The following is a 23,519-nucleotide window of genomic DNA, read 5'->3' on the forward strand; positions in this document are numbered from 1 at the left end:
AGCAACGATGAACTTCACCTTCATGGACACCGTGGCCGGGCGGGTCGAACGGTTCGACGCCGGCTCCGGCTCCTTCCGGCTGGCGACCATCGACGGCCGTACGGTCGAGGTGCGCCTGGACGGCGAGGTCTCGGCCGAGGTGCTGCGCAACCTGGGCGAGCCGTACGTGGACGCGGGCGACCACGTGCGCGACATGCTGACGCCGGGCCGCCACCTGTTCGTCTACGGGATCTTCTACCCCGAGGGCGAGGAGCCGGTCTTCTCGGCCAAGCGGCTGATCTTCCTGGGCCGCGGCTCCGGCGAGTACCGGTTCGAGCAGCCCGACTGGTGGATCAACCAGCTCGACGAGATCGCCGCGTTCTACCGCCGCGCCCAGTTCGGGCAGGGCCCGGTCGACTTCCGCGACTACCGGACGATCCTGCGCCTGGGCGGCGACAAGACCGCCAGCCACGTGCAGGAGACCGACACGATCTCGCGGCTGGTGTACGGCATGGCCTCGGCGTACCTGCTGACCGGCGACGACGCCTACCTGGAGGTCGCCGAGCGCGGCACCCGCTACCTGCGCGAGCACATGCGCTTCGTGGACCCCGAGAACGACGTCGTGTACTGGTACCACGGCATCAAGGTGGACGGCGAGCACGAGAAGAAGCTGTTCACCTCGGAGTTCGGCGACGACTACGACGCCATCCCGATGTACGAGCAGATCTACGCCCTGGCCGGCCCGACGCAGACCTACCGGGTCACCGGCGACAAGCGCATCGCCTCCGACGTCAACGCCACGCTGCGGCTGTTCGAGAAGTTCTTCCGCGACCACCGGCGCGGCGGCTACTACTCGCACGTCGACCCGATCCTGCTCAGCCCGCACCACGAGTCGCTCGGGCCGAACCAGTCGCGCAAGAACTGGAACTCCATCGGCGACCACGCCCCGGCCTACCTGATCAACTACTACCTGGCCACCGGCGACGAGCGCCACCTGGAGATGCTGGAGCGCACCTTCGACACGATCGTCGAGCACTTCCCCGAGCCGTCGAGCCCGTTCGTCAACGAGCGCTTCCACGACGACTGGAGCCACGACCTGACGCACAGCTGGCAGCAGGACCGCGCGGTCGTCGGGCACAACCTGAAGATCGCCTGGAACCTCATGCGCATGCACGGCGCCCGCCCCAAGGACGCCTACCGGGACCTGGCCGAGCACCTGGCCCGCACCATGCCGGCGGTCGGCAGCGACCAGCAGCGAGGCGGCTGGTACGACGTCGTCGAGCGGCACCGGGCCGAGGGCCAGCGGTGGCACCGCTTCGCCTGGCACGACCGCAAGGCGTGGTGGCAGCAGGAGCAGGCGATCCTGGCGTACCTGATCGTGGCCGGCGAGCTGGGCGGTGACGACCACCTGGAGCAGGCGCGCCAGGCGGCGGCCTTCTACAACGCCTTCTTCCTCGACCACGACGAGGGCGCGGTCTACTTCAACGTGCTGGCCAACGGCCTGCCGTACCTGCTCGGGACCGAGCGGTTCAAGGGCAGCCACTCGATGAGCATGTACCACTCCTCCGAGCTGTGCTATCTGGCGACCGTCTACACGCGGCTGCTGGTCACGCGGCAGCCGCTCACCCTGCACTTCAAGCCGGGCCCGGACGCCGAGCGCATCCTGCGCGTCGCGCCCGACCTGCTGCCGGCCGGGCGGGTGCTGCTCACCGAGGCCGAGGTGGACGGCAAGCCGTACGAGGTGCTGGACCCGGTGGCGATGACCGTGGAGCTGCCGGAGTCCACCGAGGCGCTGCGCGTCAAGGTGACGCTGACCCCGGTGCAGGAGTGAGCGTGCCGGCCATGGAGATCACGACGGACACGATCGGCCCGGTCACCGTGATCGGGCTCACCGGCCAGCTCGACAGCAGGTCGGCCCCGGCGGCGCAGGAGCGCATCCTGGCGCTGCTGCCGGACAGCCGCCCGGTGCTGCTCGACCTGACCGGCGTCAGCTACCTGTCCAGCGCGGGCCTGCGCACGATGCTGCTGGTCTACCGGCAGGCGCGGACCCTGGACAGCTTCATCGCCCTGGTGGGCCTGTCGGACGAGCTGCGCGGGGTGATGGCGGCGACCGGGTTCCTGCGCTTCTTCGTCGTCGCCGACTGCGTGGCGGACGCGCTGGAGATCGTCCGGGCCGCCGAGCCTCGGGAGGAGGCCACATGAGTGTGGAGACGCAGGGCGTGCCGGGCCGGATCGACTCCTTCCCGACGGCCGAGCTGGCCGGGTTCGGGGTGCGGGCGGGCCATCCGATGCCGTTCGGCGCCACGCTGGTGCCCGGCGGGGTGAACTTCTCGGTCTACTCCAGCGGCGCGAGCGCCGTGTCGCTGGTGCTGTTCCGGCGCGGCGAGCGGGAGCCGTTCGCCGAGCTGCCCTTCCCCGGCGAGTACCGGATCGGCGGCGTGTGGGCCATGACCGTGTTCGGCCTGGACCACGAGGGCGTCGAGTACGGCTACCGCGTCACCGGCCCGCAGACGCCGGCCCCCGGCGACCGGTTCGACCCGGCCAGGATCCTGGCCGACCCGTACGCCAGGGTCATGTCGGGCCGGGACGTGTGGGGCGCCGAGGTGGACTGGGACGATCCCTACCCCTACCGGTCGGTGCTGGTCTCCGACGACTTCGACTGGGAGGAGGACCGGCCGCTGCGCGTCGCGCCGGAGGACCTGGTCGTCTACGAGCTGCACGTGCGCGGCTTCACGGCGGACCCGTCCTCGGGGGTGTCGGCGCCGGGCACGTACGCCGGGCTGATCGAGAAGATCCCCTACCTGAAGGCGCTCGGCGTCAACTGCGTGGAGCTGATGCCGGTCTTCGAGTTCGACGAGTTCGACATGAGCCGGGTCAACCCGGTCACCGGCGAGCGCCTGTACAACTACTGGGGCTACTCGACGCTGGGCTTCTTCGCGCCCAAGGCCGGCTACGCGGCCACCGGCCGGTACGGCATGCAGTCCGACGAGTTCAAGAACCTGGTCAAGGAGCTGCACCGGGCCGGGATCGCGGTGGTGCTGGACGTGGTCTTCAACCACACGGCCGAGGGCAACGAGAACGGCCCGACCATCCACTTCCGCGGCCTGGACAACGCCACCTACTACATGCTCACGCCGGAGGGTTACTACTACAACTTCAGCGGCACCGGGAACACCTTCAACTGCAACCACCCGGTGGTGCGCGACTACGTGCTCGACTGCCTGCGCTACTGGGCCGGCGAGTACCACATCGACGGCTTCCGCTTCGACCTGGCCGCGATCCTGGACCGCGGCCAGGACGGCGCGCCGCTGGCCAACCCGCCGCTGATCGAGACGCTGGCCCACGACCCGCTGCTGCGCGACTGCCTGCTGATCGCCGAGGCGTGGGACGCGGGCGGCCTGTACCAGGTGGGCTCCTTCCCGGGCTATCAGCGCTGGTCGGAGTGGAACGGCCGCTACCGCGACGCGCTGCGCCGCTTCCTGAAGGCCGCCCCCGGCTCGGCCGGCGAGCTGGCCACCCGGCTGGTCGGCTCGCCGGACCTGTACGCCTCCCGCGGCACGCTGGCCTCGGTCAACTTCGTCACCTGCCACGACGGGTTCACGCTGGCCGACCTGTTCGCCTACGACGGCAAGCACAACGAGGCCAACGGCGAGGACAACCGCGACGGCAACGACGACAACCAGAGCTGGAACTGCGGCGCCGAGGGCCCGACCCAGGACGCCGAGGTGCTGGCGCTGCGCGGGCGGCAGGCCAGGAACGCGATGCTGCTGCTCCTGCTCAGCCAGGGCATCCCGATGATCCTGGCGGGCGACGAGGTCGGCCGCACCCAGCAGGGCAACAACAACGCCTACTGCCACGACGGCCCGCTGTCGTGGTTCGACTGGGGCCTGACCGAGCGCAACGGCGAGCTGCTGCGGTTCGTGCGCGAGTGCGTCGCCTTCCGCGCCGCGCACCCGATGGTGCGCGACCGCCGCCACCCGTGCGGCGACGAGGGCGCCGGCGGGCTGCCGCAGGTGTCCTGGCACGGCGAGCGGGCCGGCGAGCCCGACTGGTCGCCGGACAGCACGCTGGTGGCGATGCTGCGCAGCGGCCCGGCGGCCGGCGGCGGCGCGGAGCACCTGTACCTGGCCGCCAACACCCACTGGCAGGCGCGGGAGCTGGAGCTGCCCACCCTGCCGGACGGCGCGGTGTGGCACCTGTTCGCCGACACCGCGGCCGCCGCCCCCGGCGACGTGCACTCACCGGGCCAGGAGCCGCCGCTGGCCGACCAGCGGCGGATCGTCGTCGGCCCGCGGGCCGCGGTCGCGCTGGTCGGCCGCGCCCCTCACTGAAATCCCCGAAGGAGATCCCATGTCGTTCAACGCGATCCTGACCCACGACGGCAGCACCGCACTGATCACACTGGAGGGCGAGCTGGACGCCCTGACCGCCGAGACCTTCAGGAGGGAGGTGGAGCGCGCGGCCGAGGCCGCGGCCGAGCTGCTGGTGCTGGAGATGTCGCAGCTCAGCTACATGTCCTCGGCGGGGCTGCGCGGGCTGGTGTTCGCCCGGCAGAAGCTGGCCGACGACGTGCGCATCGTGCTGGTCGGCGCCAACGACGCCATCGAGCAGACCATCCGGCTGGTCGGCTTCCACCACAGCGTGGACTTCAGCGATGCGATCCCCGAGTAGGCAGGCGATGGAGCGGCTCAGGCTTCCCGCCGAGCCCGAGTCGCTGGACGAGCTGATGGCCTACGTGCAGACGCTGAGCGCGCTCGGCGGGCTGACCCGCACGCGCGCCCACTGGCTGCGGCTGGCCGCCGAGGAGCTGATCGTCAACATCATCACCCACGGCCACCGGGACCGGCCGGGCGAGCTGGAGCTGACCGGCGGGGTGGAGCCGGGCCGGGTGTGGCTGCGCCTGACCGACTCGGCGCCTCCGTTCGACCCGACCGCCTACGAGGCCGTTCCCGACCTGGACCGGCCGCTGGGCGAGCGCCGGCCGGGCGGGCTGGGCGTCTACCTGGCCCGTACGGTCGCCGACCAGGTCCGCTACGAGTACAGCTCGGGTCGTAACCAGACGACCATCATCATGAACCGCGTCTAGGAGGTACCGATGGATGCGGAGGTGACCCTCGTCGTCAGTGGCCCATCACCAGCAGCGGAAGAGCTGTGCCTGCTGCTGGCCGCCGACGGCGCTCCCGTGGCCAGGCGCACCCCCGAGCAGCTGCTGGCCGAGGCGCCTCCGCCCACCGGTCTGCTGCTGGTGAACGCGAGCCTCGACGTGGAGGTCGTGCGCGAGGTGACGCGGGTCGTCCAGGCCGGCGCGCGGCCGCCCGTCGTGGTCGCGTTCACCGACGGCGACCTGCGTCAGCTCGAACCGCACGTGCTGGCCGGGCTGGACTACGTCGTCCCGCCCTTCGTGCCGGAGCTGCTGCACCGCAGGCTGCGGGCGGGCCAGGTGTTCGGCCGCTATCCGGGCGCCGAGGGGGAGGCGCTGCTGAAGTACGAGCGCGAGCTGCAGATCGGGCGGGAGATCCAGGCGGGCTTCCTGCCCGACGCGCTGCCGGCCCGCGCCGGCTGGCAGCTCACCGTCCGCTTCCAGCCGGCCAGGGAGGTCGCGGGGGACTTCTACGACGCCCTGGAGCTGCTGGGCGGGTCGCGGATCGGGCTGGTGGTGGCCGACGTGTGCGACAAGGGCGTCGGCGCCGCCCTGTTCATGGCCCTGATCAGGACCCTGCTGCGGCACACCGCCGCGCACGTGGGGACCGGCGAGGCCGACACCGTCCAGGACGACGCCACGCCGCTGCTGCGCGCGGTGATCGCGACCAACGACTACCTGACCGCCAACCACCTGCGCCAGGGCTACTTCGCCACGCTGTTCTTCGGCGTGCTCGACCCGGTCACCGGCGCGCTGGTCTACATCAACTGCGGGCACAACCCGCCCATCATCCGCCACGCGGGCGGCGGCCACACCCTGCTGCGTCCCACCGGGCCGGCGCTGGGGCTGGTGCCCGACTCCGTCTTCGAGGTCGGCAGGGCCCACCTGGACCAGGGGGACCTGCTGTTCGCCTACACCGACGGCGTGCCCGAGGCCAGGGACGAGTCCGGCCGCTTCTTCAGCGAGGAGCTCATGCTGACCCTCGTCTCGCAGCCCGCCACCGGCGCGGACGACCTGCTGGACAGGCTCGAACGGGAGATCAGCGCGCACATCGGGTCCGCCGAGCAGTTCGACGACATCACCATGATCGCTCTACGTAGGACACCCACGGGGAAGTACGGACAATGAACGAGATCGCCGGAATCGCATTGGCGGGCGGACAGGGTCTCAGGGCCCGGCCGCTCACCCTGGAGGCCCCCGGCCACCTGCGGAGCAAGGCCACGGTCTGCTTCGCCGGACGGCCGGTCATCGAATGGCAGATCATGGCCCTGCGCGACCAGGGGGTCAGCGACTTCTACCTGATCGCCAACGGCCGGGAGAACCGCTACCAGGCCAAGGACGTGCTCGGCCACGGCGAGGGGCTGGGCGTGCGCGTGCGCTACTCGCGGCCCCGGATGGACTGGACCAACACCGGTTCCGGCGAGGCGACGCTGAGCAGCCTGGACTACTGGGAGCTCGACGGCCTGGCGCTGGTCTTCCCGACCGACTCGCTGTTCGAGTTCGACCTGGACGAGCTGGTCCGCCGCCACCGCGACAGCGACGCGGTGGTCACCGTGGCCGTGGTCGAGCGGCCGGCCGAGGAGGTGGCGGGCAAGTACGGCACGATGGTCACGGACGCGTCCGGGCAGATCCGGCGTTTCGTGGAGAAACCACCGCTGGCCGAGGTGCACGCCCTGGCCGCCGACCCGGCCCGGGTGCCCGTCAACGCCGGGCTCTACCTGGTCGACTGCGGGCGGCTGCGGAAGCTGGCCGGGGAGCCGGCGCTGGCCGAGCTGGCCCGCCACCGGCTCGACTGGGGGCACGACCTGCTCCCGTGGCTGGTGGAGGCCGGGCACCGGGTCGGCATCGCGCCCATCGCCAAGCTGGGCGACCTGGGCAACCTGCGCGACTATCTCGACACGCTGACCGACGCGCTGAGCGGCGGCTACCCCCACGTGCTCAAGGGCATGCTGCGGGCCTACCCGGGCAACGTGCGCATCCACGAGTCCTCGCTGCGCCAGCGGGACGCGACGTCGGGCATGACGCTGGCCGAGAAGATCAGCGCGGGCCTGGTCAGGATCGGGCCGAACGTGCACATCGGCCGGGACGTCGAGATCGGCCCCGGCGTGGTCGTCTCCGACTCCGCGATCGGCGACGGCGTCGACCTGCACACCGGGTGCCGTCTGCAGCGGGTGGCCTGCCTGGACGGCGCGATCATCGGCCCCTGGGCGCGGCTCACCGACACCCACGTGGGGACGATGGTCACCGTCGAATCGTTCGTGGACTGCGTGACCGTGCTGAGCGGCTACAGCGCGCTGGGCAACGGAGTGACGGTTCAGGCCGGCGTGCGGCTGTCCGGGGTGACGGTGTACCCGGGGCTGACCGTGCCGGCGCACTGCGAGGCCGCCGCCGGCACCTCGTTCGAGACCATCGCCGACCTGCAGGACGCGTGAGACATGACTGAGACGCTGGTGTTGACCGAGATCTCCGAGATCGCCGCGGGCCGCGTGCCCGTCGTGGGCGTCCGGCCCGTCGTGGCGGGCGGCTGCCGGCCCGCGCGCGCGGTGCCGGGCGAGCCGTTCGAGGTGTCGGCGACGCTGTTCCAGGAGGGGCACGGCGTGGTGGGCGCGAACGTCGTGCTCACCGACCCCGACGGCAAGCAGGCCGCCTGGATCCCGATGGCGGCCGTCTCCCAGGGCTCCGACCGGTACGCGGCCGAGGTGGCCGCCCACCGGGAGGGCGAGTGGACGTTCCGGGTGGAGGCGTGGAGCGACCCGGTGGCGACCTGGCTGCACGTGGCCGAGGTGAAGATCCCCGCCGCGATCGACGTGGCCGTCACGATGGAGGCCGGCGCCCGGCTGCTGACCAGGGCCGCCGCCCAGCCCGAGGTGCCGCCCGCCGACGCCCGGCTGCTGCGCGTGGCCGCCGCGACGCTGCGCGACGGCGAGCTGGACCCCGAGGCGCGGCTGGCGATCGCGCTGGCCGAGCCGGTGCTGCGGACGCTGGCCCGCCGGCCGCTGCGCGACCACGTGACGGCCGGTGAGGACCTGCCGCTGCTGGTGGAGCGCGAACGGGCGCTGTACGGGGCCTGGTACGAGTTCTTCCCCCGCTCCGAGGGCGCCGTGGTGGACCCCACGGGATGTCACCCGCCGCGCTCGGGCACCTTCCGGACCGCGGCCGAACGGCTGCCCGCCGTCGCGGCGATGGGCTTCGACGTGGTCTACCTGCCGCCGATCCACCCGATCGGCCGGACCAATCGCAAGGGGCCGGGCAACTCGCCCATCGCCGGGCCGCACGACCCCGGCTCGCCGTGGGCGATCGGCTCGGCGGCGGGCGGGCACGACGCCGTCCACCCCGACCTGGGGACGATCGACGACTTCGACTTCTTCGTGGCCAGGGCCGCCGAGCTGGGCCTGGAGGTGGCGCTGGACTTCGCGTTGCAGTGCTCGCCCGACCACCCGTGGGTACGGGAGCACCCGCGGTGGTTCGAGCACCGTCCCGACGGCAGCATCGCCTACGCCGAGAACCCGCCCAAGAAGTACCAGGACATCTACCCGATCTCCTTCGACGCCGACCCCGGCGGCATCCTGGCCGAGTCGCTGCGGGTGCTGCGCCACTGGATGGGCCACGGGGTGCGGATCTTCCGGGTGGACAACCCGCACACCAAGCCGGTGTTCTTCTGGGAACGCCTGATCGCCGAGATCAACCGCACCGACCCGGACGTCGTCTTCCTGGCCGAGGCGTTCACCCGACCGGCGATCATGCACACGCTGGCCGCGGTCGGCTTCCAGCAGTCCTACACCTACTTCACCTGGCGCAACGCCAAGCCGGAGCTGGAGAGCTACCTGGGCGAGCTGGCCGGGGAGGCGGCGGCGTACATGCGGCCGAACCTGTTCGTCAACACGCCGGACATCCTGCACGCCTACCTGCAGGAGGGCGGGCCGGCCGCGTTCCGGGTGCGGGCCGCGCTGGCCGCGACGGCCTCCCCCACCTGGGGCGTGTACGCCGGGTTCGAGCTGTGCGAGCGGGAGCCGGCCGCGCCGGGCAGCGAGGAGTACAAGGACTCGGAGAAGTACCAGTACCGGCCGCGCGACTGGTCGGCGGGCGGCACGCTGGCGCCCTTCCTGGCGGCGCTGAACCGGGTCCGCCGCCGCCATCCGGCCCTGCGCCTGCTGCGCAATTTGCGTTTCCAGCACGCCGACGACGATGCCGTGCTCTGCTTCGCCAAGCAGGCGGGCGAGGACACCGTGATCGTCGTGCTCAACCTCGATCCGCACCGCGTGCGGCAGGCCACGGTGACGCTGGACCTGCCCGACCTCGGGCCGTCCTTCCGGGTGCGCGACGAGCTGACCGGCGAGGTCTACCAGTGGGGGGCGCGCAACTTCGTGCGGCTGGACCCGTCCAGGCAGCCGGCGCACATCCTGACGGTGGAGCGGTGATGGACGTCCTGACCGGCGGGGGGCCGTCCGTGCTGGGCGAGCTGGACCTGCACCTCATCGGCGAGGGCAGGCACGAGGAGCTGTGGCGGGCGCTGGGCGGGCGCACCCGGACGGTGGGCGGCGTGGCGGGCGTCTCGTTCGCCGTGTGGGCGCCGGGCGCGCGCGACGTGCGGCTGGTGGGCGACCTGAACGGCTGGGACGGCGCCGGGCACGCGCTGCGCCGGGCGCCCGGCGGCGGCCTGTGGGAGCTGTTCGTGCCCGGGGCCGGCGACGGCTGCCGGTACATGTACGACATCACCGGCGCGGACGGCCGTACCCGGCGCAAGGCCGACCCGCTGGCCCTGGCGGCCGAGCACCCGCCGCGCACCGCCTCGGTGGTGTTCACCTCGCGGCACCGCTGGCGCGACGGCGCGTGGCTGGCCGCCCGCGGCGACGGCCCGGCCCGCGAGGCGCCCATGAGCGTGTACGAGCTGCACCTGGGCTCCTGGCGGCGCGGCCTGACCTACCGCGACCTGGCCGAGCAGCTTCCCGGGTACCTGCGCGGCATGGGCTTCACCCACGTGGAGCTCATGCCGGTGGCCGAGCATCCCTTCGGCGGCTCGTGGGGCTACCAGATCTCCTCCTACTACGCGCCGAGCTCCCGCTACGGCACCCCGGACGACTTCCGCGCCCTGGTCGAGGCGCTGCACCTGGCCGGGATCGGGGTGATACTCGACTGGGTGCCCGCGCACTTCCCGCGCGACGACTGGGCGCTGGCCCGCTTCGACGGCGGCCCCCTGTACGAGCACCCCGACCCGCTGCGCGGCGAGCAGCCGGACTGGGGCACGCTCACCTTCGACCTGGGCCGCCCGCAGGTGCGCAACTTCCTCATCGCCAACGCCCTGTACTGGTGCGAGGAGTTCCACGTCGACGCGCTGCGCGTGGACGCCGTCGCCTCGATGTTGTACCTGGACTACTCCCGCCCGGACGGCGCCTGGCGGCCCAACGCGCACGGCGGCAGGGAGCACCTGGAGGCGATCGCGTTCCTGCGGGAGCTGAACGACACCGTCCACCGGCGCTGTCCCGGGGTGCTGACGATCGCCGAGGAGTCCACGGCGTGGGAGGGGGTGACCCGGCCGACGTCCGCCGGCGGGCTGGGGTTCGACTTCAAGTGGAACATGGGCTGGATGCACGACACGCTCGGCTACATGCGGCGCGACCCGGTGCACCGGCCGTACCACCATCACGCGCTGACGTTCGGGCTGACGTACGCGTACGCGGAGGACTTCGTGCTGCCGCTCAGCCATGACGAGCTGGTGCACGGCAAGGGCTCGCTGGCCGGGAAGATGCCGGGCGACGAGTGGCAGCGGCTGGCCAACCTGCGCGCGTACCTGGCCTTCATGTGGGCGCATCCGGGCAAGAAGCTGCTGTTCATGGGCCAGGAGTTCGCGCAGCGCAGCGAGTGGTCCCATGACCGCGAGCTGGACTGGGCGCTGCTGCGCGACCCGCGGCACAAGGGCGTGCGCGACCTGGTCAGGGACCTGAACCGGCGCTACGCCGCCACCCCCGCGCTGTGGCGGCTGGACTGCTCCCCCGGCGGCTTCACCTGGATCGACGCCGACGACGCCGGTTCCAGCGTCTACTCCTTCGTGCGCTGGGACCGGTGGGGGGCGCCGCTGGTGTGCGTGAGCAACCTGTCGCCGGTGCCGCGGCACGGGCACCGGCTGGCGCTCCCCTCCGGCGGGCGCTGGCAGGAGGCGCTCAACACCGACGCCGCCTGTTACGGCGGCGGGAACCTCGGCAACCTGGGCTCGGTCACCTGCTCGGAGGGGGGTGCGGTCGCCGAGGTGCTGCTGCCGCCGCTGGCGACGCTCTGGCTGGTCCCCGGAGAGGAGGCGTCAGAGCGTCAGCGGTGAGGCGGCCATGGCGGAGGAGGCGTCAGAGCGTCAGCAGTGAGGCGGCCATGGCCTTGTTCACCGCGTCGAGGCGGGAGGTGGCGTCGAGCTTGGTGAAGATGTTGCGCAGGTGACGCTTGACCGTGCCTTCGGCGATCATCAGCCGGGTGGCGATCTGGGCGTTGCTGAGGCCCTGGGCGGCCAGGGACAGCACGCTCAGCTCCCGCTCGGACAGCTTCCCGGCGCGCGGCCGGCCGGACATCATCAGGCTCTCCCGCGACACCGACAGGACGACGCGCTCGGCGTCCGCGCAGACGCCGCGGATGGCCTGCACCAGCTCCTCCCGGCCGACGCTCTTGAGCAGGTAGCCGCGCACGCCGTGGGCGATGAGCTCCTGCACCAGCACCGGGTCGTCGTACATGCTCAGCACGATGACGCGGGACCGGGGCGAGACCCGGTGGATGTGGGTGGTGGTGCGCACGACGCCGTCGCCGGGCATCTCCACGTCGAGCACCACGACGTCCGGCCGCAGCGCCTCGGCCGACTTCACCGCCGCGCGCGCGTCCCCCGCGGTGGCGACGACACGAAGGTCGGGTTCGAGCTCCAGCGTCTGCTTGAGCGTCTCCCGCAGGATCGTGTGGTCGTCGGCGATGAGGACGTCAATGCTGCCTTCTCTTTGCATCCGATGTTTCCTTCGGCCGCTCGTCCCGGACAGGCCGGACAGGGGCACGGAAGACGACCTCGGTGCCCTTCCCGGGGGTGCTCTCTATGGTCACCAGGCCGCCCAGAGCGACCCCGCGCTCGCGCATGGAGGTCAGGCCGTTCCCCTGTTTCGCGCGCCAGCCCGAGAAACCCCGGCCGTTGTCCCGCACAATTGCTGTGATCCGGTCGTGCGCAATCTTGACGCACACTTCGAGCAGGTCGGCGCCCGCGTGGGAGATGCTGTTGGTAATGGCTTCGCGTAATATCAGGAATAACTCGTCCCGAATGCGCGGAGGCAGGCCCTCGACATCGCCGATAAGGGTGATTCGATGCTCCAGCCGCGGGTCCACAATGGTCGTCATCAGCCGCACAAGCGCTTGCTCCATTCCCGGCCAATGGGCGTGAACGCGCAGGTCGGATATGACGTCGCGGATTTCCTGGTGGGCTCTCAGCAGCGCGGCCTTCGCCTCCTTCACATGCACCGGGAAACCGTCCGTACCACGTGCGTGACCGATTTCGGCGAGCTCCAGCTGCCGGCTCGCCACGCTGATCTCGTGGCCCACCCGATCGTGCAGGTCGCGGGAAATCCGCCGCCATTCCCGGGCGTCGCCGCGACCGCCGTCCGTTGCCCCGGCCAGAGCCCCGGGAGAGCGGTCCGTACTGGCCTTGAGCCGGGCCACCATCAGGTCGAGGAGCTCTTCCGCCAACTCCGCGCACTCGCCGGGAGCGGCCCCGGAAGTTGATTCTTCAATTTCGCCGCACAGCTGTGCCAAGATCGCAGCCTTATGGGCCTCGATCCGTTCGGCTATCACAACCGTGGGCTGGATGTTGCACTGCACTGGTCATCCCCCGTAGTGTGTGTCGCCTTACTCAGTCACCGGCGCAGATCCCCGCATCATATGATCACATGATTCCGGCGGATGCAAGAGTGCACTCCAGACTCATCGGGCGGCAAGTCCTTTACCCGCACATCCTGACTGAGGCCGCGTGTGATGTAATACCGGGTTATCGATGAGCACCAGGCAGATGCCTCCGGGAGTACTCCCTTTAATACTCCCGGACAGCTCCGCTGCCACCTTGGTGTTACTCTCTTGTGCGAACCAAAACTTAACTGCGATCCTGACCGCGTTCGCCATTACGGATCTTCTCTAATGCAGGTGAGGGGCGGTCATGAGAGAACTCGCGGTGAACGAGCGTGAAGAGTTCGCAGAATTCTTCGGTACGATATTCGGTTCACTGCCGCGCTCCGACCAGCGTAGCGCGGCCGAGTCGTACGTGCTGGGGCTGCTGCACGCGGGCGGGCGCAAGTCCATCCAGCGCATCGCCGACGAGGTGGGCGGCCCGCACAACGGCCAGTCGCTCCAGCAGTTCGTCAACCAGAGCCGCTGGGACCCGCGCCCCGTCCGCCGCACCGTCGCCGACGTGCTGGCGGCCGGCGCGCCCCCGGCCGCCTGGCTGGTGGAGGAGGTGGCCTTCGCCAAGCACGGCCGCTGGTCGGCGGGCGTCGAGCGCCAGTACGTGCGCGGCCTCGGCCGCACGGTCAACTGCCAGGTGGGCGCGGCCGTGCTGATGAGCTCCGGCGAGGCGGCCGTGCCGGTCAACTGGCGGCTGTGCCTGCCGCAGTCGTGGGAGGCCGACCACGACCGGCGGGCCCGGGCGCACGTGCCCGACCAGGAGCGGCACCGGCCCTTCGGCGAGCACGTGATCGACCTGGTCGACGACCTGACGCTCGACTGGGGCACGCCCGTCGCGCCGCTGGTGGCCGACCTCACCCACGTCCGGGGCGTCGCCGACCTGCTGCGCGGCCTGGAGGACCGCGGCCTCGACTACGTCGTCGAGGTCGACGCCCGCCACCGGGTCCGGGCCTCGATGAGCGTGGTGCGCGGGGGCGGCCCGCGGGCCCGCGTCGCGCTGGCCGAGGCGGCGCAGGCCGCGGCCGGGGCGGAGCGGCGCACGGTGGCCTGGTGGGAGGGGCCGCGGGGGCGGTCGCTGCGTTCGCAGTTCGTCCTCCTGCCGGTCTCCGACGACCACGCGCGCTCGCGCAGGCTGCTGGTGGAGTGGCCGCTCGGCCGGCCGCGGCCGCGGGCGTTCTGGCTGACGAACATGTCCGTGCCGGCGCAGGAGCTGGTCGCGCTGGCCAAGTCCCGCTGGCGGGCCGCCCACGCCATCGGCGAGCTGGCCGGGGGCTTCGGGCTGTTCGACTACGAGGGCCGTTCCTTCCACGGCTGGCACCACCACGTCACGCTGGCCTCGGCCGCCTACGCCTTCGACGTGCGCTGGCGGCTGGCCGCGGGCGCCGAGCCCGCGCTGCTGCCCGCGTGAGCACCCGCACGACGTACGAGGAGTCACACCGCTCGATGAAGCCGAAAGCAGACAAGCAAGTCACCTGGGTCGAGCTCTTCTTCGACCTGGTCTTCGTGTTCGCCGTCACCCAGCTGTCCGACCTGCTCCACCGCGGCCACGGCTGGGGCAGCGTGGGGCAGGCCGTCGTCGTGCTGGTGCCGACGTACTGGGCCTGGGTGGGCATGGCGGTGCACGCCAACACCCGCGACGTCAACAACACCCCCGACCGGCTGGGCATCCTGGCGCTCAGCCTGTGCGGCCTGTTCATGGCGCTGGCCACCCCCCTGGCCTACGAGGAGCGCGGCCTGATGTTCGGCGCCGCCTACTTCGCCCAGCGCTCGCTGCTGGCCGCCCTGTACTTCCGCGGCCGGCCGTTCGAGCTGGTCAACCCCTTCACGCTCTCGGTCTGCGTGACCGGGCCGCTGCTGCTGGCCGGGGGCCTGCTGGACAGCGGCGCCCGGGTGTGGGTCTGGGCCGCGGCCGCCGCCATCGACCTGGCCGCGCCGGTGCTGACCCGCAGCCACCTGGTGCGGGTCAACTTCCACCCCCATCACTTACCCGAGCGGTTCGGCCTGTTGCTGATCATCGCGATGGGCGAGCCGATCCTGGCCATCGGCGCGCAGGCGTCGGCGGCGCGCCCGCTGGCCGTGGGCTCGATCGGCGCGGTCGCCGCGACGTTCGTGCTGGCCTGCGCGCTGTGGTGGGTGTACTTCATCTTCGCCGCCGAGTCGCTGCCCAAGGCCCTGGACGACGCCGTGATCCGCACCGACCTGATCCGGCGCGTCTTCTCCTACGGCCACCTGGCCTTCATCGGGTCGATCATGGCGATGGCGGTGGGCATGGCCGAGGTCGTCTCCCATCCGGGCCAGGTCTTCGCCCCACCCGTGACCGCGCTGCTGTTCGGCGGTTGCGCCCTGTACTTCGCGACGTTCTGCTACGCCCGCTGGCACATCTTCGGCAAGTGGTCCGGGCCGCAGCTCGCCATGCCGGTGGCCAGCCTGGCGATCATCCCGATCGCGTTGCAGGCGCCGGCGCTGCTGTCCGTGGCCGCCCTGGTGCTCGTGGTGATGACGTTCAACTTCCTGGAACATTCGCGGGCCAGATCCGAGTCCGACGCCTTGACTTAGCGCGCGCTCTAACCGGCAGGGTGAGGGCGGCGGCGCCCGTCGTGCGGGCCGCCACCAGGACCTGAGCCGGGTGGACAACTGAGGAGCGTCATGAAGAATCCCGCTGTTCGAGTCGCGGTCGCCTATCTGGTGTCCGCGGTCGTCGGCGCCGTGATCATCGGCTCGTTCGTCGGAGCGCTGCACCACCCGGTTCCGCACGGGGTGCCGCTCGCCGTGGTGGGCCCCGACGCCGCCCGGCTGGAGCAGGCCGCGGGCGGGGCCGTGGACGCGCGCCCGTACGCCGACGCGGCCGGCGCGCGGACGGCGGTGCTCCGGCGCGAGGTCGAGGCCGCCTACCTGGCGGGCGAGGGCCGGCTGCTGGTCGCCAGCGCGGGCGGCGACACGGCGGCCCCGCACTTCACCGCCCTGATGCAGCGCGCCGCCGGACGGCAGCTCGCGGTCGAGGACGTGCGGCCGCTGGCCGAGGGCGACTCCTCCGGCGTGTCGGGCATGTTCTACGTGCTGGGCCTGCTGCTGACCGCGCTGGCGACGACCGTGCTCACCATGCGCATGCAGCCGATGATGCACCGAGGGCTGCGCCTCGCGGTGCTCGCGCTCGGCGCGGTGACCGGCGGCCTGGCGCTCACCTGGGTCGTCGACGGCCTGCTCGGCGCGCTCACCGGCGCCCCGCTCGGGCTCCTGGCCGTCTCCGGCGCGGTGATCTTCCTGGTCTCGGTGGCGGTGAACGGGCTGATGCGCCGCTTCGGGCCGCGCGGCGTGATCGCGGCGGCCGTGCTGTTCATCCCGATCGGCCTGCCGGCCAGCGGCGGCCCGTTCGGCGCCGCGTTCATCGAGCCCTGGTACGCGGCGCTCGGCTACGTGCTGCCCACCCGGTCGGCGCTCGAACTGGTGCGCAGCGTGGTCTACTTCGACGGCGCCGCCCTGGCCGTCCCGCTGACGGTGCTCGGGCTGTGGGCGGTGCTCGGCCTGGCGCTGATGGCGCTGCCGCCGCGCCCGATGCCCCGGCCCGCCGCGCCCGCCACGCCCGCGGTGCCCGTCGCCGAGGCTCACTGAACGCCGGACCGGCCACCGGCCCCTGGACCGGCGCGGCCGCGGGTGCGGGGGTCCGCGCCCGCGGTCGCGCCCTCAGTGTCAGGTCACGCGCTCAGTGTCAGGTCACGCCCTCAGTGTCAGGTCACGCGCTCGGGGGCAGCGCGAGGACCAGCCGTACGCCGGGCCGCAGCGGCTCGGCGCGCACCGATCCGGCGTGCGCCTCGGCGATCTGGCGGACGATGGCCAGGCCGAGCCCCGAACCCGGCAGGGAACGGGCCGACTCGGCGCGGTAGAACCTGTCGAACACGAACGGCAGGTCGTGGGCCGCGATGCCGGGGCCCTGGTCGGCCACCGACAACGAGCCCGCGGGGTCCACTCGTACCAGGACCACGCCGCCGGGCGGGCTCCACTTGATCGCGTTGTCCACCAGGTTGGAGACAGCCCGTTCGATCGCGTCGGCATCGGCCGTCACCAGGCACTCGGCCAGCTCGCCGCGCAGCCGTACGTGCGGGGCGCGGGCCGCGGCCCTGGCCAGCACGCGTCCGGCCACCAGGTCGAGCCGCACGTCCTCCAGGTGCAGCTCGACGTCGCCGTGCCTGGCCAGCTCGACCAGGTCGTTGACCAGCACCCGCAGCTCCTCGGCCTGGACGCGGGCCTCGTGCACCAGGGCCGGGGCCTGCGGGTCGGCCGTGCCGCGCCCTTCCTCCAGCAGCTCCAGGTTCGTGGTGAGGCTGGTCAGCGGCGTGCGCAGCTCGTGGGAGGCGTCGGCGACCAGGCGCCGCTGGGCCAGCACGGACTCGCGCAGCGCGTGCGTCATCGTGGTGAACGAGCCGGCCAGGCGGGCCACCTCGTCCCGTCCGGCGCCCATGCCCTCCAGCCCGTCGGCGGTGAGGGTGCCGGTGGCGGTGACCCGCTCCACCACGGCCGTCAGCCGGGCGACGGGCCGCAGCGCCCGGCCGGCGAGCAGACGCGCGCCCGCCGCCGCGACCAGCGCGCCGCCGAGGGTCAGCGCGGCCAGCAGCAGCTTGAGCGCGTTCAGCGTCTCTTCGTCGCGGTCCAGCGGGAAGGCCGTGCGCACCAGGACGCCCTTGCCCAGGTTGAGCGGGGCGGTGTAGAGCCGGTAGCGCACGCCGTCGTGGGTGACGTCCCGGAAGTAGGGGGGCAGCTTGCCGAACGCGACCGCCTGGTCCTGCTCGGCCAGCGGCACGAACCCGGCGGTCGGACCGGTCAGCAGCGGGTCGGGGCAGAACTGCAGCAGCGTGTTGCCCACCGGGAGGGGCCTGGCCGGCAGCGGCGAGTCGGCGGCCTTCAGCGACTCCAGCAGCCGCGGCGCCTGCCCGGCGGCCAGCACCAGCTCCCCGTCGTGCTGGCCGGCCAGCCCCGCCGCGGCCGCCGGGTAGACCACCAGCGAGACCGCCAGCAGCGCGGCGGCCACCACGGCGGCGACCGTCAGCGCGACCCTGGTGCGCAGCCTCACGGCTCCTCCCGCAGCACGTACCCCAGGCCGCGGACGGTCTGGATCAGCCGCGGCTCTCCCCCGGCCTCCAGCTTGGCCCGCAGATAGCTGATGTAGACCCACAACGCGTTCGAGGACGGCCCGAAGTCGTACCCCCAGACCGAGTCGAAGATCACCTCGCGGCTGAGCACCCGGCCCGGGTTGCGCAGGAACACCTTCAGCAGGGTGTACTCGGTCCTGGTCAGGTCGAGCGGCCGGCCGCCGCGGCTGGCCCGGCAGGCGGCCGGGTCCAGCTCCAGGTCGGCGTGGCGGAGCAGCCCCTGCGCGGGCGCGCTGCGGCGCAGCAGCGCGCGCAGCCTGGCCCGCAGCTCCTCCAGCGCGAACGGCTTGACCAGGTAGTCGTCGGCGCCCGCGTCCAGGCCCGCGACCCGGTCGCCGACCAGGTCGCGGGCGGTGAGCATCAGGATCGGGGTGCGGTCGCCCGCGGCCCGCAGGCGGCGGCACACCTCCAGGCCGTCCAGGCCGGGCATCATGATGTCCAGCACCACCGCGTCCTGACGTCCGCCGCCGGCCGCCTCCAGGGCGCGCAGGCCGTCGGCGGCGACGCTGACGTCGTAGCCCTCGCGGGTGAGCGCGTGGGTCAGGGAGCGGCGGACCGCCTCGTCGTCGTCGGCAACAAGGACGTGCATGGTGCCACTCTCCCCTCCGGAGCCCCGGCTGAGGAAGATCGGTGCCGGTCTCTATGCGGGCTCGGCACCGGCCAGCGCGCGTTTGACGTTCCGCAGGGCCTGCTCCAGCCGGTCCGGGGTGACGCCGAGGTGCTCGGCCACCGCGCCGAACCCGGCCGAGTCCGGGTCCACGCGGCCCTTCTTCGTCAGGGCGTCCAGCTCCTTGACGGCGCGCAGGGCGCGGTCGTACCCGACGCCCAGCTCGGCCGCGAGCGCCTTGGCGAACGCCTCCTGGGAGATGCCGTGGTCCTTGTTGTCTGGTTTGCCGGGCTTTCCTGGGTGGTCCGTCTGCTCGGGGCCGCAGCCGGGCCTGCCGTCGCGCGGCTTCCCGCCGCCGGGGTCCTTCCGCACGTCGGTCCGTACGCCGACCTTCACGCCGGCCTTCACGTCGGCGGTCTTCTCGCCCGCGTGGTCCTTGGCCACGTCGGCGGGCGAGCACGTCGACGAGACCTGGGCACACGGGCCGGCCGCCGCGGCCGGCACCGCCCCGGAGGCGGCCAGCGTCAGGGCCGCCGCCGTCCCGAGGGCCAGCGCGGTCTTTCGTGGGTTCATCGCGGTCTTTCGTTGGTTCATGTCGGTTGCCCTTCTGGCGGCCGGTCCCCGGTGGCCCGGCCCGCTGCGGCAACTCAACCGCGGCCACCTTCACCCCACCGTCGGGGAACCTTAGGAACGCCATAGAAGCCGTCGGGAACATTCAGGAACGCCATGGAAGCGCGCCGTCGCGTCCCGCGCGCCGGACCTCCGCCCCGCGAACGGGTTCGGGCGGCGGGGCATTGTGCCAGGCGCCCGGGGAAGAGACCGATCCGCCCAGCGGAAGGGAAGGCGAGGACCCGTGAGACTTCTGGTGATCTGCAACCGGCAGGCCGGCGGCGTCGGCGACGACAGCACGCGGGAGGTGCTGCGGCTGCTGCGGGCGGAGGCCGACGTGCGGGTCTGCGACGGCGACGCGCGGGAGGCCGCGCGGTCGCACGACGACCGGGTCCCGGTGGTGATGGGCGGCGACGGAAGCGTGCACGCGCTGGTCGCCGCGCTGCTGGAGCACGGCCGCCTGGACGCCGGCCCGGTCGGGCTGATCCCCATGGGCACCGGCAACGACCTGGCCCGCACGCTGGGCATCCCGCTCGACCCGGCCGAGGCGGCCCGCGTCGTGCTGGCGGGACACGAACGGCCCATGGACCTGCTGATCGACGACGACGGCGGCATCGTGGTCAACGCCGCGCACCTCGGCGTGGGCGCGCACGCCGCCGAGCGGGCCGCGCCGCTGAAGCCGCTGCTCAGCCGGGCCGCGTACGCGGTGGGCGCGGTGCTGGCGGGCGCGGGGACGGGCGGATGGCGGCTGCGGATCAGGGTGGACGGCGCCCAGGTGTGCACCGGCCGCCGCCGCGTGCTCATGGCCGGCGTCGGGAACGGCGCCACGATCGGCGGCGGCACGCCGCTGACCCCGGCTGCCCGGCCCGACGACGGGCTGGCCGAGGTGGTGGTCTCCTACGCCACGGGACCGCTGGCGCGGCTGGCCTTCGCCGCCGGGCTGCGCCGCGGCCGGCACCCCGCCCGCCCCGACGTGCAGACCTTCCGGGGCAGGCGGATCACCGTGGCGGGCGGGCCCGTCCCGGCCAGCGTGGACGGTGAGCTGGAGCAGGTGGCGGAGCGGCGTACCTGGATCGTGCGGCCGTCCGCCTGGCGGGTCCTGGCGCCGCCGGCGTCCTGACCGGTCAGTGCTCCGGGTGCAGGGACTGGCCGAGGTACATGGCGGTGAGCATGGTGAACAGGTACGCCTGCAGGAACATGACGAAGATCTCGAACGCGGTCAGCAGGCACGTCATGAACACGCCCAGCACGCCCACCGCCACGCCGCCCACGGTCGGCCGCTCCACCAGGAACCAGTAGCCGACCGCGCTGAAGAAGGCCAGCAGCGTGTGCCCGGCGAACATGTTCGCGAACAGCCGCACGGCATGGGTGAACGGCGCGGTGACGAAGATGTAGAACAGTTCGAGCGGCGCGTACAAGGTGATCGCCAGGGCCTTGGGCAGGCCCTCGGGGAACATCGCGTTCCTGAGGTAGCCGGCCAGGCCCTGGTGCCTGAAGCCGAGGTAGAGCTTGAGCAGGTAGACCACTCCGGCCAGCACCCAGGGGAAGGCGACGTGGGCGGTGACCGGGAACTGGAGCAGCGGGATCACGCCCATCACGTTCCAGAGCAGGATCAGCAGGAAGAGCGTGAGCAGCAGCGGCATCCAGCGGTCGGCGTCGGCGCCGAGCGACGGGCGGGCGATCTGGTCGCGGACGAACAGGTAGGCGTACTCGCCCGCGTTCTGCAGGCCGCGCGGCACCAGCCTGGGCCGGGAGAAGGCGCCCCAGGCCAGCGCGCACACCACGAGCACGCCGGCGGCGGCCAGCAGCACCGGCTTGGTGAGCCAGAGCGGCGCGCCGTCCCACAGGGCGGGGTAGTCGAACAACTCCGGTCCGGGCGGGCGGAAGTCGTCGGAGGGCATGGCGAAGCTCCTCTTGAGAGGTTGCGGGGTTACGGGCTTGCGGGGTTACGGGTTGCCGGCTTGCGGGGTTCCCGGGTTGCGGGCTTGCAGGGTTGCGGGGTGGCCGGGGGGTCAGAGCCAGCCGCGGGACTCGGCGACGCGGACGGCCTCGGCGCGGTTGCGCGCCCCGGTCTTGGTGATCGCCGAGGACAGGTAGTTGCGTACGGTGCCCTCGGTCAGGAACAGGGTGCGGGCGATGTCGGCGACGGTCGCGCCGCCGGAGGCGGTCCGCAGCACCTCGGCCTCGCGCTGGGTGAGCGGGCTCGGCCCGACGGTCAGGGCGGACACCGCCAGCTTGGGATCGATCACCGTCTCACCGGCCATCACCCGCCGCACGGCCGCGGTCAGCTCGGCCACCGGCGCGTCCTTCACCACGAACCCGGACACGCCCGCGTCGAGGGCACGGCTGAGGTAGCCGGGGCGGCCGAACGTGGTGACGATGACCACCCGGTGGCCGCGCAGGCGTTCGGCGACCTCCAGGCCGGACATGCCGGGCATCTCGATGTCGAGCAGGACCACGTCGGGGCGGTGCTCGGCCACCGCGGGCTCGACCAGGTCGCCCCGGCCGACCTCGGCCACCACCTCGATGCCGTCCTCCAGGGCGAGCAGCGCGGCCAGTCCGCCGCGGACGAGGTCCTGGTCGTCGGCGATGAGGACGCGGATCACGGCACCTCCAAGGGCACTCGGGCGTGCAGCCGGTAGCCGCCGCCGGGCAGCGGCCCGGCCTCCAGACGTCCGCCGGCGGCAGCGATCCGCTCAGCCAACCCAGTCAGCCCATTACCCCCAACACCCCCGACCCCCTGTACCACCGCTCCCCCAGCCCCAACCCCGCCGCTCCCAACCCCGTCGGCCGTGCCCCCTGCGGCTCCGGCGCTGGTGGAACCGCCCCTGTCGACGAAGCCTCCGTCGGCCGTGGGCCCGGCCCTATCGGCCCTGGAACCGGGCCCTTCGAGGCGGGACCCGCCCCCTGTGGCTCCGGGGCCGGCGGCACCGGCTCCGTCGGCCAGGCCCCTGAAGGCCGCAGGCCCGGCCGCATCGGCTCTGATCCCGAGCCCTTCGGCTCCGGGGTTGGGGGCGTCGTCGCCGTTGACCGCGTCTCCGGCGGATCGGGTGGCGGGGCCGTGGGCCGCGTCTCCGGCGGATCCGGGGCCGGGGCCGTCGCACATCCCGGCGGATTCGGGGCCGGGGCCGTCGTCGCGGATCTCGACGGTGGCGGTGTGGTCGTCGACGGTGAGGTCGATGTGGCAGTGGCGGGCTCGGCTGTGGCGCACGACGTTCGTGGCGGCCTCCCGTACGGTCCAGGCCAGCAGCGTCTCGGCGGCGGCCGGGACGGGCCCGGCGGCGGGCGAGACCTCCAGCCGGATCCCGGCCAGGTCCAGGCTGTGGGCCGCCGTGCGCAGCTCGCCCGACAACGAGGGGGCGCGGTAGCCGGCGACGGCGTGGCGCACCTCGTCGAGCGCCTGGCGGGCGGCGCGTTCCACGTCGGCCATCTCGCGGGCGGCCCGTTCCGGGTCGGTACCGGCCAGCCGGGCGGCCAGCTGGCTCCTGATGGTGATCGAGGTGAGCGTGTGGCCGAGCGTGTCGTGCAGGTCGCGGGCGAAGCGCAGGCGTTCGTTGTCCACGGCGAGCCGGGCGACGTGGGCGCGGGCGGCGTCGAGCCGGGCGACCATCTCGCCCAGGTGCTTCAGGCTCGCCACCGTCACCGCCTCGACCAGGATCACCAGCGGCACCCACCAGACCTGCTCGAACGGCCGCCCGTACGCCGTCAGCGCGGCCACCACCACGACCATCGTCACCGCCGCCGACACGACGAAGGCGACCCGCGAAAGGCAGGCGGACAGGGCGCTGACCACGAACACGAACCCGACGTACGCCCACGGCGCCCGCAGCACCGGCAGCAGCGCCAGCGCGGCGGCCACCAGCCCCACCGGCGCCCAGGTCAGCGTCGCCGCGCCCAGGGCGCTGAGCGCCCGCCACATGATCCGCAGCCAGCACGCCACGAAGACCGCGACCGCCGCGACCACCCACACCACGGCGAGCACGCCGGGACGCGAGGAGAAGAACGACCACAGCGGCCACACCACCAGCAGCAGCCACCCGCACGACCCGGCGCGCGCCGCCGTCCGGCCCCGGCCGAACTCCACCTCCCGCACCGCCGCCTCACCCGTCACAGGGCCCGACGGTAACGCCCG

21 protein-coding genes are annotated in these 23,519 nt (G+C 72.7%); 13 read left to right on the forward strand and 8 right to left on the reverse strand.

The window, feature by feature from the left end; translation table 11 throughout:
• Positions 1–7: 7 nt before the first annotated feature.
• Genes ACIBK9_RS12900 through glgB form a run of 9 tightly spaced genes read left to right on the forward strand, consistent with a single transcriptional unit; the run spans position 8 to position 11,432 of the window.
• On the forward strand, positions 8–1,810 hold the full coding sequence (locus ACIBK9_RS12900) for an AGE family epimerase/isomerase (protein WP_397157750.1): 1,803 nt from the start codon (positions 8–10) through the stop codon (positions 1,808–1,810).
• An 11-nt stretch (positions 1,811–1,821) separates the two neighbouring features.
• Positions 1,822–2,181: an STAS domain-containing protein gene (locus tag ACIBK9_RS12905; RefSeq protein ID WP_358297553.1), complete on the forward strand. Its 360-nt coding sequence runs from the start codon at positions 1,822–1,824 to the stop codon at positions 2,179–2,181.
• Complete coding sequence (gene glgX / locus ACIBK9_RS12910) at positions 2,178–4,310, forward strand: glycogen debranching protein GlgX (RefSeq protein WP_397157752.1); 2,133 nt, start codon at positions 2,178–2,180, stop codon at positions 4,308–4,310. The genes ACIBK9_RS12905 and glgX overlap by 4 nt, the downstream gene beginning before the upstream one ends.
• Before the next feature lie 19 nt (positions 4,311–4,329).
• Positions 4,330–4,650, forward strand: coding sequence for an anti-sigma factor antagonist (locus ACIBK9_RS12915; protein WP_352329001.1), 321 nt, complete (start codon positions 4,330–4,332; stop codon positions 4,648–4,650).
• On the forward strand, positions 4,634–5,065 hold the full coding sequence (locus ACIBK9_RS12920) for an ATP-binding protein (protein WP_397157754.1): 432 nt from the start codon (positions 4,634–4,636) through the stop codon (positions 5,063–5,065). The genes ACIBK9_RS12915 and ACIBK9_RS12920 overlap by 17 nt, the downstream gene beginning before the upstream one ends.
• A 9-nt stretch (positions 5,066–5,074) precedes the next feature.
• Entirely contained in the window at positions 5,075–6,247 is a 1,173-nt protein-coding gene (locus ACIBK9_RS12925) for a PP2C family protein-serine/threonine phosphatase (protein ID WP_397157756.1), read from the forward strand.
• A complete protein-coding gene (locus ACIBK9_RS12930) occupies positions 6,244–7,551 on the forward strand; it encodes a sugar phosphate nucleotidyltransferase (RefSeq protein WP_397157758.1) in 1,308 nt (435 codons plus the stop codon). Before ACIBK9_RS12925 ends, ACIBK9_RS12930 begins: the two co-directional genes overlap by 4 nt.
• Positions 7,552–7,554: 3 nt before the next feature.
• Positions 7,555–9,537, forward strand: a complete 1,983-nt coding sequence (locus ACIBK9_RS12935; RefSeq protein WP_397157760.1) for an alpha-1,4-glucan--maltose-1-phosphate maltosyltransferase — start codon at positions 7,555–7,557, stop codon at positions 9,535–9,537.
• Positions 9,537–11,432, forward strand: a complete 1,896-nt coding sequence (gene glgB / locus ACIBK9_RS12940) for a 1,4-alpha-glucan branching protein GlgB (protein WP_397157762.1) — start codon at positions 9,537–9,539, stop codon at positions 11,430–11,432. Before ACIBK9_RS12935 ends, glgB begins: the two co-directional genes overlap by 1 nt.
• A gap of 22 nt (positions 11,433–11,454) precedes the next feature.
• Here the strand turns inward: glgB and ACIBK9_RS12945 are convergent, their stop codons facing one another.
• Together ACIBK9_RS12945 and ACIBK9_RS12950 are read right to left on the reverse strand one after the other, a co-directional pair.
• Positions 11,455–12,093, reverse strand: a complete 639-nt coding sequence (locus ACIBK9_RS12945) for a response regulator transcription factor (RefSeq protein WP_358297574.1) — start codon at positions 12,091–12,093, stop codon at positions 11,455–11,457.
• On the reverse strand, positions 12,071–12,952 hold the full coding sequence (locus tag ACIBK9_RS12950; protein WP_397157765.1) for a sensor histidine kinase: 882 nt from the start codon (positions 12,950–12,952) through the stop codon (positions 12,071–12,073). Before ACIBK9_RS12950 ends, ACIBK9_RS12945 begins: the two co-directional genes overlap by 23 nt.
• Positions 12,953–13,283: 331 nt before the next feature.
• Here ACIBK9_RS12950 and ACIBK9_RS12955 point away from each other — a divergent pair, with 331 nt between their 5' ends.
• The 3 genes from ACIBK9_RS12955 (at position 13,284) to ACIBK9_RS12965 (ending at position 16,636) form a co-directional block, all read left to right on the forward strand.
• Positions 13,284–14,435 carry an IS701 family transposase gene (locus ACIBK9_RS12955; protein ID WP_397157767.1) on the forward strand — a complete coding sequence of 384 codons (1,152 nt, stop codon included), beginning with the start codon at positions 13,284–13,286 and terminating at the stop codon, positions 14,433–14,435.
• Between the two features lie 35 nt (positions 14,436–14,470).
• Positions 14,471–15,583: a low temperature requirement protein A gene (locus ACIBK9_RS12960; RefSeq protein WP_397157769.1), complete on the forward strand. Its 1,113-nt coding sequence runs from the start codon at positions 14,471–14,473 to the stop codon at positions 15,581–15,583.
• Between the two features lie 90 nt (positions 15,584–15,673).
• Complete coding sequence (locus ACIBK9_RS12965; RefSeq protein WP_397157771.1) at positions 15,674–16,636, forward strand: hypothetical protein; 963 nt, start codon at positions 15,674–15,676, stop codon at positions 16,634–16,636.
• 121 nt (positions 16,637–16,757) lie between these two features.
• On the opposite strand, the gene ACIBK9_RS12970 is transcribed toward ACIBK9_RS12965, so the two are convergent.
• The 3 genes from ACIBK9_RS12970 to ACIBK9_RS12980 are packed head-to-tail and all read right to left on the reverse strand — an operon-like array spanning position 16,758 to position 19,372.
• Positions 16,758–18,092 carry a sensor histidine kinase gene (locus ACIBK9_RS12970; RefSeq protein WP_397157773.1) on the reverse strand — a complete coding sequence of 445 codons (1,335 nt, stop codon included), beginning with the start codon at positions 18,090–18,092 and terminating at the stop codon, positions 16,758–16,760.
• Positions 18,089–18,760 (reverse strand): response regulator transcription factor, encoded by a 672-nt coding sequence (locus ACIBK9_RS12975; RefSeq protein ID WP_358297590.1) that lies wholly within the window; start codon positions 18,758–18,760, stop codon positions 18,089–18,091. The genes ACIBK9_RS12970 and ACIBK9_RS12975 overlap by 4 nt, the downstream gene beginning before the upstream one ends.
• 51 nt (positions 18,761–18,811) lie before the next feature.
• On the reverse strand, positions 18,812–19,372 hold the full coding sequence (locus ACIBK9_RS12980) for a hypothetical protein (protein WP_397157775.1): 561 nt from the start codon (positions 19,370–19,372) through the stop codon (positions 18,812–18,814).
• A 259-nt stretch (positions 19,373–19,631) separates the two neighbouring features.
• Between ACIBK9_RS12980 and ACIBK9_RS12985 the strand changes: the two genes are divergently transcribed.
• Positions 19,632–20,507 carry a diacylglycerol/lipid kinase family protein gene (locus ACIBK9_RS12985; RefSeq protein ID WP_397157777.1) on the forward strand — a complete coding sequence of 292 codons (876 nt, stop codon included), beginning with the start codon at positions 19,632–19,634 and terminating at the stop codon, positions 20,505–20,507.
• A 4-nt stretch (positions 20,508–20,511) separates the two neighbouring features.
• Here ACIBK9_RS12985 and atpB read toward each other — a convergent pair whose 3' ends face one another.
• The 3 genes from atpB to ACIBK9_RS13000 all read right to left on the reverse strand — a co-directional run bounded on the left by atpB (position 20,512) and on the right by ACIBK9_RS13000 (position 23,498).
• The gene (gene atpB / locus ACIBK9_RS12990) at positions 20,512–21,288 is read right to left on the reverse strand and encodes a F0F1 ATP synthase subunit A (protein ID WP_364420372.1); all 777 of its coding nucleotides are present in this window, start codon (positions 21,286–21,288) and stop codon (positions 20,512–20,514) included.
• A gap of 111 nt (positions 21,289–21,399) precedes the next feature.
• Positions 21,400–21,993 (reverse strand): response regulator transcription factor, encoded by a 594-nt coding sequence (locus ACIBK9_RS12995; RefSeq protein WP_352363766.1) that lies wholly within the window; start codon positions 21,991–21,993, stop codon positions 21,400–21,402.
• Positions 21,990–23,498 carry a histidine kinase gene (locus tag ACIBK9_RS13000; protein ID WP_397157780.1) on the reverse strand — a complete coding sequence of 503 codons (1,509 nt, stop codon included), beginning with the start codon at positions 23,496–23,498 and terminating at the stop codon, positions 21,990–21,992. Before ACIBK9_RS13000 ends, ACIBK9_RS12995 begins: the two co-directional genes overlap by 4 nt.
• Positions 23,499–23,519: the final 21 nt, after the last annotated feature.

It is taken from the genome of Nonomuraea sp. NPDC050227, assembly GCF_044459705.1.
Taxonomy (GTDB): domain Bacteria; phylum Actinomycetota; class Actinomycetes; order Streptosporangiales; family Streptosporangiaceae; genus Nonomuraea.